Genomic DNA, 12219 nt, shown 5'->3' with positions numbered 1-12219 from the left:
CGGCGAGGAGGAGTACCTGGTGCTCGCGTTCGGCACGAGCGGCTGACCCCGGGGCGCGACCGGTCCCGAAAGGGCTGATCATCGCACCGGCGCCGGGGGGGGGCCCCCCCCCCCCCCGGGGGGGGGGGGGGGGCCCCCCCCCGCCGCCCTGCGGCGACCTCCCGACCCGGCCGCGGCCCCACCGGTCGCGCGGGGTTCAGGGCCCCGGGGACCGTGCGGCGATGCCCCCGGCCGGGCCGTGAGGCGACGCCACGCGACGCCGAGGCCCGGTCAGCCGAGTTTGATGAGACCGGCGTCGACGACGGCGCGGCCGAACGGTCTCGCGAGTTCGGCGAGACGCTCGCAGTCGGCGTCACCCAGGGCGGCGTAGGCCGGAAGGGCCAGACGGTCGGTGCGGTCCTCGATGTGCCGGCGCAGGAGGACGCCTTCCGGGCTGAGGGAGTCGCCGTCGAGCAGACCGCGCTCGCGCAGGCTCTCCTGGGCGCCGGTCCACTCCTCCTCGGGCCAGGCGCGGCTCGCCTTGAGGAAGTCGACGGGGGCCTCACCGGTGGCGGCGTGCAGGACCAGCGCCTCCAACCCCCCGACGCCCTCGCTCAGCAGGCACGCGACATGACCGTCTCCACGGAACTCCCGGAGCAGCGTCTGGGCGTGCCACAGCTGCAGTACCGGCTCCTGCGGCCACGGCAGTGCGGCGTGCGCGGCGAAGAGCGGGCGGCCCTGGGCGTGTTCGCAAGCCGACTCGGCGGCCCGGCGGGTCAGCGACAGGACCTCCTCCAGGGCGGGCATGTCGTGGATTCCCGCCCGGCGCAGAGCCTCGCCCGCGGCGGCGTACCGCGCGTCCAGGACGTGCTGCGGGGTCGTGATGTCCCAGGCCCCGTCGATCGCCCGGCGCACGAGAGAGGGGCTGAAGTTGTAGAAGGTCGAGATGACCAGCTCGGCGGACGCCCGGCCGAACGCGGCGCTCCGGGAGGTGAAGTACCCCGCGCGTCCGCTCAGTCCGAGGGCCGCGTACCGGCGCCTCGCTTCGGGGACGAAGTAGATCATGGCGTGTACGGGCTCGAGGCGGCGCCAGGCCGCACGTGCTGTCTTCACGGGGTCACCTCTTCGGAGGGTCGACGGACGGGGTGTGCGCTGCGGGCTCAGTGCTCTCCGTGCGCTCGCAGGTGTTCCAGCACGAGGCGGCTCAGCGTTTCGGGCGCCTCCTCGGGGACCCAGTGGCTGACGCCCTGCAGGGTCTCGAACCGGTACGGCCCCCTGACCCATGTGCCGGTCTCCCGCGCGGCGACCGGGCCGAACGCGCTGTCCTCCGTGCTCCAGACGTACAGCGTGGGCACGTCGACGGCGCCGATCGCGCCGTCGGGGCGGCCGGCTCGGTACCAGTTCAGCGCCGCGGTGAGAGCACCCGGCCGGGACAGGTGACGCACGTAGGCCTCGACACTGTCGTGCGGGACCTTTCCGGCGTAGAAGCCGCGGAGCTCCTGGGCGCCCTGGGCGAGCATCCGCTCCTCCGTGGCGGGCGCCTCGCGCCAGTCGATCATGTAATGAGAGCGTGTGCGCTGATCCGGGTCGGTGCGCAGCGTGGCGGCGAGAGCGCCGGGGTGCGGCGTCGAGACGACTGTCAGGGTGCGCACGCGGCCGGGGTGGGCGTGCGCCGTCCACCAGGCCACCGCGCCGCCCCAGTCGTGGCCGACCAGGTCGAACGTCGTCCAGCCCAGTTCTTCGCCGATCGCGACCACGTCGTCGACGAGACGGTCGATGCGGTAGTCCTCGGGCCGTTGCGGGCGGGCGCCGGGGGAGTACCCCCGCTGGTCGGGTGCCACCACCCGGTAGCCGTGCGCGGCCAACGCCGCGATCTGCCGTCGCCAGACCAGCCCCGTCTGGGGGAAGCCGTGCAGCAGCAACACCGGGCGGCCCTCGGCCGGGCCCGCCGCCACCGCGTCGAAGACGCCCGTACCGGTGGAGATGCTCAGCTCGGTCACGACCCACCCCTTCATACTGACTGGTCGGTAGCTTTCCTGTGGGGGAGTGGGCTGTCAAGGAGGCGGGTGCACTCGCGGCCGACGTCGGGCGAGGAGCCGAGAAAGCAGGTGAGTGGCGATGATGTTCTGGTACGACCACGACGTCAGCGGGTGGGGCTGGTTCGCGATGTCGACCGGCACGGTCCTGTTCTGGGCGTTGATCATCACAGCCGTCGTGCTGCTCTTCCGCGCCCTCGACCGGCCCCATGAACACGTCCACACCCCGCTTGCGCCTGCGCCGGAGGACATCCTCCGGGAGCGGCTGGCCCGTGGGGAGATCGACGAGGAGGAGTACCGGCGCCGCCTGAACGCCCTGCACGCCGGCCCACCCCACAGGCCCTGAACAACCCGGTCGCCCTCTCCGGCGGCCGCGACGCCCAGGGTCACCGCTGCCGGCACCCGGACCCCGAGGCGGCCGGCCGCGCCGCCGCTCACATCACCGTCACGGTGCCGGCCGCTGCCGACACGGCGGCCGTGGGCGAGGGGCGCACATCCGGTGGGTGCCTGCGTCCGCCCGCTGCGGCCCTCCCTCGTACGATGAGCTCCATGACCGCGGGCACCCGTTCACACAGCCGCCCGACCGGGCGGCTGTTCGTGCTGCTGGTCCTGGCGGTGCTGGCCGGTGTGCTGGGCATGCACGGCCTGGCGCCGGGGGCGGTGGCGGCGGCGCGGACGGGGACCGGCCACGAGATGGTGAGGGCCGCGGCGGACGGTGTGCCGCACGCGGACGGGGGATGCGCGCACACCGATGGCGGACCGGGCCACCTCGATCACGCCGACGCGACGTGTGCGGCTGCCGGGACCGCTTCGGCGTACACGCCGCCCGCGCCGGCCGGCGCGGTGCGGAAAGCGCCCGCGGCCGCTGCCCCCATGACGGTGGTCCTCGGCTCGTCCCGTACCGGGAGGGCCCCACCCGACCTCTTCCAACTGCAGCTCCTGCGGGTGTAGAGCGGCCCGCTCGGCACCCCTGTGCCCGGCGCTGTCCGGTGACGGGTGCCGTGCTCTCGCACGCCCTCAGACATCCGTGACACCGCGCGCCGTGACCGGCGCGTGTGAAGGAGTTGCACCACCATGATCCGCAAGCGTTCCCTCGTTCGCCGTACCGTCGCCGTTGCTGCCTCAGGTGTGGCAGCGCTCGTCCTGGCCGCCTGCGGCGGCGACGACGGCAGCTCGGCTGCCGGGCACGGCGGTCACGACTCCGTCTCTGCCTCCGCGGCGGCGTCGGCTTCGGTGTCGCAGGGCCGGCACAACGCGGCCGACGTGGCCTTCGCGAAGGGGATGATCCCCCACCACCGCCAGGCCGTGGAGATGGCCGACCTCGCGCCCGAGAGGGCTGAGTCGCCGGAGGTGAAGAAGCTCGCCGAGGACATCAAGAAGGCCCAGGACCCGGAGATCGAGACCCTGTCCGGCTGGCTCACCTCCTGGGGCGAAGAGGTGCCCGCCGAGGGCGGCATGGACCACTCCGTGCACGGCGGCATGGAGGGCATGATGAGCGCCGAGGAGATCACCGGGCTCGAGAACGCTTCGGGCGAGGCCTTCGACACCGCCTTCATGGAAATGATGATCAAGCACCACGAGGGCGCGGTCGAAATGGCCAGGACCGAGCAGGCCGACGGCGCCCACGCCCCCGCCAAGGCGATGGCCGACGACATCGTCACCTCGCAGAGCGCGGAGATCCAGCAGATGAACAAGCTGCTCGGCAACGACTGACCCCGCTTCACGCGCACGGGGCGGGCACCGCCGGTGCCCGCCCCGCACCGGTGTACCGCCTGCCGTCTTCGCCGACACCGGCCGCGGCAAGGGCCACGCCGTCGTCCGCGCCTGCCACTGGCGCATCCCGGTGCGACGCCGCCGGGCGGCCCCCTCGTCGTCCAGGGGCCGCCCGGCGGCATGTCGCGAGTGTCAGCCGAGCCCGGCGAGCAGGTCGTGGCACGCCTGCTCGCAGCGCCGGCACGCCTCGGCGCAGATGCGACAGTGCTCGTGCATGTCCGCGTGGGCCGCACACTCGTCACCGCACGCCTTGCAGACGGTGGCGCAGGCCTGGAGCACGGCCCGGGTGACGTCGGCGTCGTAGCCGGTATGCCGGGACAGGACGGACGCGGTGGCATTGCAGATGTCGGCGCAGTCCATGTCGGTGCGGATGCACTTGGTCAGCTCGCCGACCATGCCCTCCGACAGGCACGCGTCCGCACACGCGGTACACGCCTGCGCGCAGGCCAGGCATTCCTCGATGCACCGGGCCATGGCCTCCCGGTCCACGCCGCCCAGGTCGGCCGGGTAGGTGCGGAGCATGTCGTTGACGGAAGTGGTCATGAGGGGCGCTCCTGTTCTGCTGCGGGCAGGGCGCGAAGCGCCTGCCGTTGACGCCTGCCGGGTATCACTGCGCGAAGCGCCGCAAACCACTGCCGTCCCGCGACGTTCCGGGGACGGCCGAGGCCTCGGCAGGGGGGTGGAAGGCCCAGCGCAGTACGGTCAGCGCGGGGACGGCTCACCCGCCGTCCGGTGGTTGCGGCCGCGGAACGAGCCCGGCGCCGCTGCCGCACCGGCAGCGACTGTCACGGCACCGTGTGAACGCGTCCGTGAGCCAGGCAGCGGATCGTGACGGTCTCACGCGTGCCGCTGAGGACCGGTGGCGGGGCCGCCGTCGTGCAGCAGAACCGGCCCGGGTCCTTGCCCGGGGACCGTGCCGTCCACCGCGGCAGCCGTCGCTGCCGCGGTGGACGAAGTCGCGCAGGCGGCTTCCCTCGTGTGCCATGAACGGCGCCCTCCCCGGGGACGGGGAGGGGCAACGGAGAAACGAGGGGCGGGCCTGGCGGTCCGCCCCTCGTCCGTGCGGCGAGGGCGAGGTGTCAGTCGGCGGCCTTGAAGCCGCGCAGGCGCAGGCTGTTGCCGACGACGAAGACCGAGGAGAACGCCATCGCGGCGCCGGCGATCATCGGGTTGAGCAGACCGGCCGCGGCGAGCGGGAGGGCGGCGACGTTGTAGGCGAAGGCCCAGAACAGGTTGGACTTGATGGTGCCGAGAGTCTTGCGGGCCAGGCGGATGGCGTCGGCGGCGGCGCGCAGGTCGCCGCGGACGAGGGTGAGGTCGCCGGCCTCGATGGCGGCGTCGGTGCCGGTGCCCATGGCCAGCCCGAGGTCGGCCTGGGCGAGCGCGGCGGCGTCGTTGACGCCGTCACCGACCATCGCCACTGAACGGCCCTCGCCCTGCAGGCGCTTGACGACGTCGACCTTGTCCTCGGGCATGACCTCGGCGATCACCTCGTCGATGCCCACCTCCGCGGCCACCGCCTCGGCGACGGCCTTGTTGTCCCCGGTGAGGAGGATCGGCGTCAGTCCCGAGGCCCGAAGACGGGTGACGGCTTCGGCGCTGGTGCCCTTGACGGCGTCGGCGACCTCGAGGACCGCGCGTACCTCGCCGTCCCAGGCGACCGCGATCGCGGTGCGGCCCGCGGCCTCGGCGCCGGCCTCGGCGCGCGCCAGGCTGGTCGGCAGTTCCATGGCCCACTCGGCGAGAAGCCTGGTCCGGCCCACCAGGACCGCGTGACCCTCGACCACGCCCTGGACGCCCAGGCCGGGCACGTTGGCGAAGTCCTCGGGCGCCGGCAGGGCACCGACCCGCTCGGCGGCGCCCGCGGCCACCGCCTGGGCGATCGGGTGTTCCGAAGCGTGCTCCAGGGCCCCCGCCAGGCGCAGCACCTCGTCCTCGTCGGTGCCCTCGGCGGTGTGCACGGCCAGCAGGGTCATCCGTCCGGTGGTGACGGTGCCGGTCTTGTCCAGGACGACGGTGTCGACGCGGCGGGTGGACTCCAGCACTTCCGGTCCCTTGATGAGGACGCCCAGCTGGGCGCCGCGTCCGGTGCCGACCATCAGAGCGGTGGGGGTGGCGAGTCCGAGCGCGCAGGGGCAGGCGATGATCAGGACCGCCACGGCGGCGGTGAACGCGGCCGTCAGTCCGGCGCCGTTGCCGAGCCAGAAGCCCAGGGTGCCCAGGGCGAGGGCGATGACGGCGGGGACGAAGACGCCGGAGATCTTGTCGGCGAGCCGCTGGGCCGCGGCCTTGCCGTTCTGCGCGTCCTCCACCAGCTTGGCCATACGGGCGAGCTGGGTGTCGGCGCCCACCCGTGTGGCCTCGACGACCAGGCGGCCGCCGGCGTTCACGGTCGCGCCCGTGACGGCATCCCCGGCGCCCACCTCGACGGGCACGGACTCGCCGGTGAGCATCGAGGCGTCGACGGCGGAGGCGCCCTCGAGCACCGTGCCGTCGGTGGCGATCTTCTCGCCCGGCCGGACCAGGAAGCGGTCGCCGACCTTCAGCTCACCCACCGGGATCTGTTCCTCCCGGCCGTCGCGCAAGACGGTGACGTCCTTCGCACCCAGCTGCAGCAGGGCCCGCAGGGCGGCGCCGGCCTTGCGCTTGGAACGGGCCTCGAAGTAGCGGCCGGCCAGGATGAAGGCGGTGACACCGGCGGCGGCCTCGAGGTAGATGGCGCCCGCCCCGTCCGTGCGGGCGATGGTCAGCTCGAAGGGGTGGGTCATGCCGGGGGTGCCGGCGGTACCGAAGAACAGCGCCCACAGCGACCACAGGAAAGCGGCCGAGGTGCCGACCGAGATCAGGGTGTCCATGGTGGCCGCACCGTGCCGCGCGTTGGTGAAGGCGGCCCTGTGGAAGGGCCACGCGGCATAGGTGACGACCGGCGCCGCCAAGGTGAGCGACAGCCACTGCCAGTACTCGAACTGCCAGGCCGGCACCATCGCCGTCGCGATCACCGGGACGGCCAGCACCACGGCCGTGACCAGCCGCTGCTTGAGCGGAAGCAGTTCGTCGCCTTCCGCCTCCTGGTCCGTGCCGTCCCCGGAACCGGCCACACCGGGCGCGGGCTCCGGCTCCGGCTGACGGGCGGTGTAGCCGGTGGCCTCCACCGTGGCGATCAGGTCCGCGACGTCGAGGTCCTGCCGGAAGGTGACCTTCGCCTTCTCCGTGGCGTAGTTGACCGTGGCGCTGACCCCTTCCATCCGGTTCAGCTTCTTCTCGATCCGCGCGGCGCACGAGGCGCAGGTCATGCCGCCGATCGAGAGTTCGACCTCGGCTGTGTCGGGGACCGTGGTGGCCATCACTGCTCCTCGGGCTGGGTGGGTGGAAGGGGGAAGGAAGGGCCGGGCCCGAGGCCGGGCCCGGCGGGCAGGCGGAGTCTTCAGGCCGCGCGGCCGGTGAGCTCGTAGCCGGCGTCGTCGACGACCTTCGCCAGGAGCGCGTCGTCGGGCTCGCCGGAGCTGGTGACGGCGACCTGGCCGGTCTCCAGGTCCACGTCGACCGCCAGCACGCCGTCCAGGGCGCCGATCTCCTGGGTGAGCGTGGCCTTGCAGTGCCCGCACGTCATCCCGGAGACGTTGTAGACGGTGGTGGTGCCCTCGGTGGCCTCAGCCGTGGCGGTGCCGGTGGAGCAGCTGCCGTCGGGGGTGCAGCAGGACATGGGTTCCTCCCGGAGAACGTGAGCACTGATGTACCCCAGGGGGGTACATCTGACGCCACTAGATATACCCCCAGGGGGTATGTTTGGCAAACGTCTCCGGATCTCTTCCTGATACCCCCACGGGGTACAAGGTCAGGGGCGTCGGTCAGGGAAGGCGGTGACACCGCCGAGAAGGGCCCGTCATGAACACCGGCGTGAAGATCACTGCTTTCACCGCCGCCGTCGCGGCGACCTTCGCCGCCGCCTACGGTGTCGGCGCGGCCGCCGGCCCCCTCGCTTCTGACCCGGAGCCCGCAGCCCACGCCGAGCACGACCGGTCGGCCCCCTCGACCGCGGCGCCGGCGGACACGGCGGCCGGGACGCGGGCGCAGCCGCCTTCGCACAACGAGACGCTCCACGGGACACGAGGGACAGGGCGATGGTCAGCTGCAGCCACCACGAGGAAGACGTACTCAAGCGACTCCGGAGGATCGGAGGGCAGGTCCGAGGACTGCGGCGCATGGTGGAAGAAGACACCTACTGCATCGACGTCCTCACCCAGGTCTCCGCCACCACACGCGCCCCGCGGTCCTTCGCCCTGCAGATGCTCGACGGGCACATGGACACCTGCGTACGGACCGCCGTGGCCGAAGGCGGTGAAGACGGGGACCTCAAGCTGAAGGAGGCCCGCGACGCCATCGCACGCCTCGTGCGCTCCTGGCCCCTCCTCGACCATGCGCGCGGTGGGAGAGGAGCAGCGGAAAATCCATGCACCGTCGGACCAGCGGACCGGGCTGCTCCCCGGCCTTGGCGGTGAACGGGTCGTAGGGGCAGGTGGACCCGGGGGATGAGCGCGGGCGGGTCGGCGCCCCCGTCGCGGAAGTACAGCGCTGCGTAGGGGGGAACAGCCCTTCTTCCGGCGGGGAGGCGGGCGACCGGGCGAGCCGCGTATTTTTCACACGGCGGCCGGTGCTTTCGCCGCCGTCGCGGGGATCAGGCGCTCCTCCAGCGCGGAGCGGTAGGACGCCAGCCGCCCTGTCCGTCCGATGGTCAGCGCTCCGACCAGCCGGCCCGCGCGGTGGTAGCTGATCTCCAGCCGGCGGCCCGCCAGGTCGTGCTCCACGACCCGCGTCTCGTCGGCGGCCGCGGGCAGGCCGATCGAGCGGATCCTGGCGCCGTGCAGGTCCGACCAGAAGGACGGCACGGCCGCGAACGGCCCGGGCGTCCGAGCCGGGTCCTGCCCGGCCAGGAGCGTGGCGGCGGCCGCCGCGCCCTGCTCGACGGCGTTGGTCCAGTGACCGAGCGCCAGGCGTTCACCGTCGGCCAGCGGCTGCGGCACGCGCGCCACGTCACCGGCCGCCACCACGTCGGGCACGACCGAACCGTCGGTGCGCAGGACGCGCAGGCGGGAGTCGCAGTGGACGCCGCCGTCGCGGGCGAGGCCGGAGCCGGCCAGCCAGCCCGACGACGGCACCCCGCCCAGCGCCAGGACCGCCGTGTCGGCCCGGACGGTGGTGCCGTCGCTGAGACGGACGCCGGCCAGCCGGCCGTCGGCCCCGGTCAGGAAGCCCTCGACGGTGGTGCCGGTCCTCAACGCGATGCCCGCCTCGCGGTGGAGCGCGCCGACGTAGGCGCCCGCGGCGGTGCCGACGGCGCGCTCCAGGGGCTGGGCCGCGGCTTCGACGAGCGTGACGTCCAGCCCGCGCCCGCGGGCGGCGGCGGCGATCTCGCCGCCGAGGAATCCGGCGCCGACGACGACGAGCCGGCCTCCCGCGACCAGCGCGGCCCGCAGGGCGAGCGCGTCGTCCCGGCCGCGCAGGGTGAGCACGCCGGCCGGTGGCGAGGGCTCCGCGGCCGGCCAGCCGCGGGCGGCCGATCCGGTGGCGATGACCAGCCCGTCGTACGGCAGCCGCGTGCCGTCCGCGAGGGTGACGGTCCTTGTCGCGGGGTCCAGGTGGACGGCCGCCTGCCCGAGCCGCCAGCGGGCCTCCAGTCCGTGCGGCACGGGCAGTTCGGTGCCGGGCGGCCGGTCGGGGGCGGTCAGTACCCGCTTGGACAGCGGCGGCCGGTCGTAGGGCGGATGCGGTTCGTCGCCCACGATGGTCAGGGCGCCGGTGAAACCCCGCTCGCGCAAGGTCCGGGCCGCCCGCAGTCCGGCGAGCGAGGCGCCCACGACGACCAGTTCGCGGCGGTCTCCGGCGCTCATGAGGCGGCCGGCGAGACGGTGATGGCGCGGACCGGGCAGACGGCCGCGGCCTTCTCGGCCTTGTCGAGCAGCGCGTCGGACGGGGCGGCCTCGTGGACGAGGTGGTCGTCGTCGTCGAAGGAGAAGATCTCCGGCGCCGCGAAGACGCACTGTCCGTGGCTCTCGCAGAGGTTCATGTCCACGGTGATCTGCATGGTCGCTCCGTAGGGGTCCCGTGATGGTCGTCGGTGTGCAATGCGGGGTGCGGTGCGGACGTCAGCCGACCGGGGGGTTGAAGCGCGAGTAACCGGGGCCGGTCCACCGCAGCGGCGAGGCGGCGGTGATCTCCCGTACGGCTTCGACGGAGAACTCGACCAGGCGCTGCGCGCCGGGCACCCTGGCGATCTCCTCGGCGTCCCACACGGTGTGCGCGGTGCCGGACAGGTGCAGGGTGGTGCCCGTCTCCCAGTCCGGGACCAGGAGGCCCGCCGATGAGTTGAGCAGCAGGTTGCCCAGGGTCAGGAACATGGCGTTGCCGGCGTAGTCGGGCCAGCGCAGCAGGGTGGGCGAGAGCACCTGGACGAAGCCGGGGTTGCCGCCGCGGTGGGAGGCGTCCGCGTCGCCGCGGTCGGAGGCGGTGGTGACGAAGAACGTGTCGGCCGCACGCACCGCCTGCTGCTGGGCCGGGCTGAGTCCGGTGCCGTCGGTGACGGTGCGGTCCGCCGCCCCGCCCTCGCCCGGCCCGGTCCTGCGGTGGTCCCGCTTCTGCAGGTACTTGGGGCAGTTGGCGATGACCTGGTCGAGGTCGACGCGCAGGCTGTCGCCCTCCCGGCGGGCCCGGCCGTTGACGCGCATCCGGCGCCGGGTGGCGGGCTCGATGGCGATCATCCCGATCCGGACGGCCGATCCACCGGTCAGGACCTCGGCCAGCGGGTCCTCCGGCAGGGGCAGGGCGTCGATCATGACGGTGCGGGGGTCGGGCACCCGCAGGAATCCGGCCTCGCCCGTCAGCTGGGTGGCCCAGAGGCGGCCGTCGCGGTCGGCGCCGCCCAGCACGATCAGTGGCTGCTCGGCAAGGAAGTCCTGCGCGACGGGCGGAATGCTCTCGCCGATGCCGCCGAGTGAGAACTCCGCCTGTTCGGTGAGGCCGGCGCGTTCCTGCACCGCGATCTCGCCGCTGTGATACGTGGCCACGGCATGTCCTTTCCGAGCGTGCTGGCGTGCGGTCGTCCGGCGTCCGCCGGGGTGCCGGGCCGGGGGAGCGGGCACCCCGGCGGACCGGAGGGCTTCCTAGAAGAAGCCGCAGGTGGGGGCGCCGGGGGTCGGCGCGTCGGCCGGGTCGGCACCCGTGGGCGCGTAGATCTCCAGGCGGATGCCGTCGGGGTCGGTGAAGAAGATGCCGCCGGAGGTGCCGTTCTCGCCGTGGGGGACGACACCGTCGTAGGGGAACTCGGCGCCCAGTCCGCGCAGCACCTCTTCGGCGGCCTTGACCTCCTCGACGGTCTCGACCTGGAACGACAGGTGGTGCAGCCCCGGCCGGTCGGTGGCGAACGAGCCCGTGCTCTGCTGCCACAGCGTCACGAGCAGCCGGTTGTCCCGGCCGAGGAACGCCCAGCGGCGGTCGTCCTCCTTGCCCTCCGCCATCACTTCGAAGTCGAACACGGCGCGGTAGAAGGCGAGGGAACGCTCGAGGTCGGTGACGTTCACTCCCACGTGACCGGTCTGCAGGGTCTTCGTCTTGGCCATGGTTCATCACATGCCTTCACTCATCGTCACGAGCCCGTCTCGTAACCACTGAAATGAACTTTAGGGGTTAGTGGAAAAGGGTGTCAACCGCTGATCAATGGATGACCGGTTATGGTGGTCGTGTGATTCCGCCGTCACCGCGAAGGAAGGACGCCGCACCGTGCCGCCGACTCCGGGGGCCGACCCCCGCCCCTTGACCGACGAGCCGCTCAGCATCGATCTGCTCAACACCCGCTGGATCGACGCCGCCGGTCGTCATGACCTGCTGGACTCGCTCGACGGGCTGGCGACCTGGCTCGCCGGCCCCCCGGTGAGCCAGGCCCTCGGTGGCGTACCGGTCCCGGTGGACCACGACACGCTGCAGCGGCTGCTCCAGGCGCGCGCCGCGCTGGACCAGGCGATCGCCGATGCGCAGCGCCCGGATGCCGGCGCCGTCGAGGCCCTCAACGCCGTACTCGCGCACGGCCGCAGGGGACTCCTGCTGCGTCCCGACGGACCGGACAGCTACGTCGAGGTGGAGACCCCCTCCTGGCTGCCGGCGTGGCGGGCGGCCGAGGACTACCTGCGGCTCCTCGCGGAGCGGCCGGAACGGATCCGGTCGTGCGGCAACCCCGAGTGCGTCCTGCACTTCTACGACGTGTCCAAGAACGGCACGCGTCGCTGGTGCTCGATGGCCGGCTGCGGGAACCGGGCGAAGGCACAGCGCCACTACGCACGCCAGAAGAAGGCCTGACCGCCGGGGCCGGACCTTGCCCGAGGTGGTCCGGGCCAGGCGGGCCTGCGAACACGGACACGTTCCCTCGGAAGTTCTGTGCGCG

Annotated in this window: 14 protein-coding genes; 5 read left to right on the top strand and 9 right to left on the bottom strand. The window is 73.2% G+C overall.

Annotation, left to right across the window (positions count from 1 at the left end):
* Positions 1 to 270 precede the first annotated feature (270 nt).
* Entirely contained in the window at positions 271 to 1092 is an 822-nt protein-coding gene (locus ACH4F6_RS34690; RefSeq protein ID WP_397964345.1) for a hypothetical protein, read from the bottom strand.
* A 47-nt stretch (positions 1093 to 1139) separates the two neighbouring features.
* Positions 1140 to 1979 (bottom strand): alpha/beta fold hydrolase, encoded by an 840-nt coding sequence (locus ACH4F6_RS34685; protein WP_397964344.1) that lies wholly within the window; start codon positions 1977 to 1979, stop codon positions 1140 to 1142.
* Positions 1980 to 2097: 118 nt separating this feature from the next.
* Between ACH4F6_RS34685 and ACH4F6_RS34680 the strand changes: the two genes are divergently transcribed.
* From ACH4F6_RS34680 to ACH4F6_RS34670, 3 genes are all read left to right on the top strand, one after another.
* A complete protein-coding gene (locus ACH4F6_RS34680; RefSeq protein WP_397964353.1) occupies positions 2098 to 2361 on the top strand; it encodes an SHOCT domain-containing protein in 264 nt (87 codons plus the stop codon).
* A 203-nt stretch (positions 2362 to 2564) separates the two neighbouring features.
* Complete coding sequence (locus ACH4F6_RS34675; RefSeq protein ID WP_397964343.1) at positions 2565 to 2966, top strand: DUF6153 family protein; 402 nt, start codon at positions 2565 to 2567, stop codon at positions 2964 to 2966.
* A gap of 123 nt (positions 2967 to 3089) precedes the next feature.
* Positions 3090 to 3728 carry a DUF305 domain-containing protein gene (locus ACH4F6_RS34670; protein ID WP_397964342.1) on the top strand — a complete coding sequence of 213 codons (639 nt, stop codon included), beginning with the start codon at positions 3090 to 3092 and terminating at the stop codon, positions 3726 to 3728.
* A gap of 192 nt (positions 3729 to 3920) precedes the next feature.
* Here ACH4F6_RS34670 and ACH4F6_RS34665 read toward each other — a convergent pair whose 3' ends face one another.
* The 3 genes from ACH4F6_RS34665 to ACH4F6_RS34655 form a co-directional block, all read right to left on the bottom strand.
* Positions 3921 to 4331, bottom strand: a complete 411-nt coding sequence (locus tag ACH4F6_RS34665) for a four-helix bundle copper-binding protein (RefSeq protein WP_397964341.1) — start codon at positions 4329 to 4331, stop codon at positions 3921 to 3923.
* Positions 4332 to 4867: 536 nt separating this feature from the next.
* On the bottom strand, positions 4868 to 7132 hold the full coding sequence (locus ACH4F6_RS34660; protein ID WP_397964340.1) for a heavy metal translocating P-type ATPase: 2265 nt from the start codon (positions 7130 to 7132) through the stop codon (positions 4868 to 4870).
* A gap of 80 nt (positions 7133 to 7212) precedes the next feature.
* A complete protein-coding gene (locus ACH4F6_RS34655; protein WP_397964339.1) occupies positions 7213 to 7491 on the bottom strand; it encodes a heavy-metal-associated domain-containing protein in 279 nt (92 codons plus the stop codon).
* Between the two features lie 418 nt (positions 7492 to 7909).
* Here ACH4F6_RS34655 and ACH4F6_RS34650 point away from each other — a divergent pair, with 418 nt between their 5' ends.
* Positions 7910 to 8287, top strand: coding sequence for a metal-sensitive transcriptional regulator (locus tag ACH4F6_RS34650; RefSeq protein ID WP_397964338.1), 378 nt, complete (start codon positions 7910 to 7912; stop codon positions 8285 to 8287).
* Positions 8288 to 8425: 138 nt separating this feature from the next.
* Here ACH4F6_RS34650 and ACH4F6_RS34645 read toward each other — a convergent pair whose 3' ends face one another.
* From ACH4F6_RS34645 to ACH4F6_RS34630, 4 genes are all read right to left on the bottom strand, one after another.
* The gene (locus ACH4F6_RS34645) at positions 8426 to 9676 is read right to left on the bottom strand and encodes an NAD(P)/FAD-dependent oxidoreductase (protein WP_397964337.1); all 1251 of its coding nucleotides are present in this window, start codon (positions 9674 to 9676) and stop codon (positions 8426 to 8428) included.
* A complete protein-coding gene (locus ACH4F6_RS34640) occupies positions 9673 to 9870 on the bottom strand; it encodes a ferredoxin (RefSeq protein ID WP_397964336.1) in 198 nt (65 codons plus the stop codon). The genes ACH4F6_RS34645 and ACH4F6_RS34640 overlap by 4 nt, the downstream gene beginning before the upstream one ends.
* A gap of 61 nt (positions 9871 to 9931) precedes the next feature.
* Positions 9932 to 10849: a pyridoxamine 5'-phosphate oxidase family protein gene (locus ACH4F6_RS34635; protein WP_397964335.1), complete on the bottom strand. Its 918-nt coding sequence runs from the start codon at positions 10847 to 10849 to the stop codon at positions 9932 to 9934.
* A 96-nt stretch (positions 10850 to 10945) separates the two neighbouring features.
* Positions 10946 to 11401 carry a VOC family protein gene (locus ACH4F6_RS34630; RefSeq protein ID WP_397964334.1) on the bottom strand — a complete coding sequence of 152 codons (456 nt, stop codon included), beginning with the start codon at positions 11399 to 11401 and terminating at the stop codon, positions 10946 to 10948.
* Between the two features lie 160 nt (positions 11402 to 11561).
* Between ACH4F6_RS34630 and ACH4F6_RS34625 the strand changes: the two genes are divergently transcribed.
* On the top strand, positions 11562 to 12134 hold the full coding sequence (locus tag ACH4F6_RS34625; RefSeq protein WP_397964333.1) for a CGNR zinc finger domain-containing protein: 573 nt from the start codon (positions 11562 to 11564) through the stop codon (positions 12132 to 12134).
* Positions 12135 to 12219 lie beyond the last annotated feature (85 nt).

This window comes from Streptomyces sp. NPDC017936 (assembly GCF_044328485.1).
Lineage (GTDB): Bacteria > Actinomycetota > Actinomycetes > Streptomycetales > Streptomycetaceae > Streptomyces.
Note: the sequence above shows the minus strand (reverse complement) of the source record. Positions and strands in the feature narration are given on the sequence as shown.

Bases quoted from the DNA above. Each gene is read 5' to 3' on its own strand.
- ACH4F6_RS34680 (WP_397964353.1), top strand. From the start codon at position 2,098: ATGATGTTCTGGTACGACCACGACGTCAGCGGGTGGGGCTGGTTCGCG.
- ACH4F6_RS34675 (WP_397964343.1), top strand. From the start codon at position 2,565: ATGACCGCGGGCACCCGTTCACACAGCCGCCCGACCGGGCGGCTGTTC.
- ACH4F6_RS34670 (WP_397964342.1), top strand. From the start codon at position 3,090: ATGATCCGCAAGCGTTCCCTCGTTCGCCGTACCGTCGCCGTTGCTGCC.
- ACH4F6_RS34665 (WP_397964341.1), bottom strand. From the start codon at position 4,331: ATGACCACTTCCGTCAACGACATGCTCCGCACCTACCCGGCCGACCTG.
- ACH4F6_RS34660 (WP_397964340.1), bottom strand. From the start codon at position 7,132: ATGGCCACCACGGTCCCCGACACAGCCGAGGTCGAACTCTCGATCGGC.
- ACH4F6_RS34655 (WP_397964339.1), bottom strand. From the start codon at position 7,491: ATGTCCTGCTGCACCCCCGACGGCAGCTGCTCCACCGGCACCGCCACG.
- ACH4F6_RS34650 (WP_397964338.1), top strand. From the start codon at position 7,910: ATGGTCAGCTGCAGCCACCACGAGGAAGACGTACTCAAGCGACTCCGG.
- ACH4F6_RS34645 (WP_397964337.1), bottom strand. From the start codon at position 9,676: ATGAGCGCCGGAGACCGCCGCGAACTGGTCGTCGTGGGCGCCTCGCTC.
- ACH4F6_RS34640 (WP_397964336.1), bottom strand. From the start codon at position 9,870: ATGCAGATCACCGTGGACATGAACCTCTGCGAGAGCCACGGACAGTGC.
- ACH4F6_RS34630 (WP_397964334.1), bottom strand. From the start codon at position 11,401: ATGGCCAAGACGAAGACCCTGCAGACCGGTCACGTGGGAGTGAACGTC.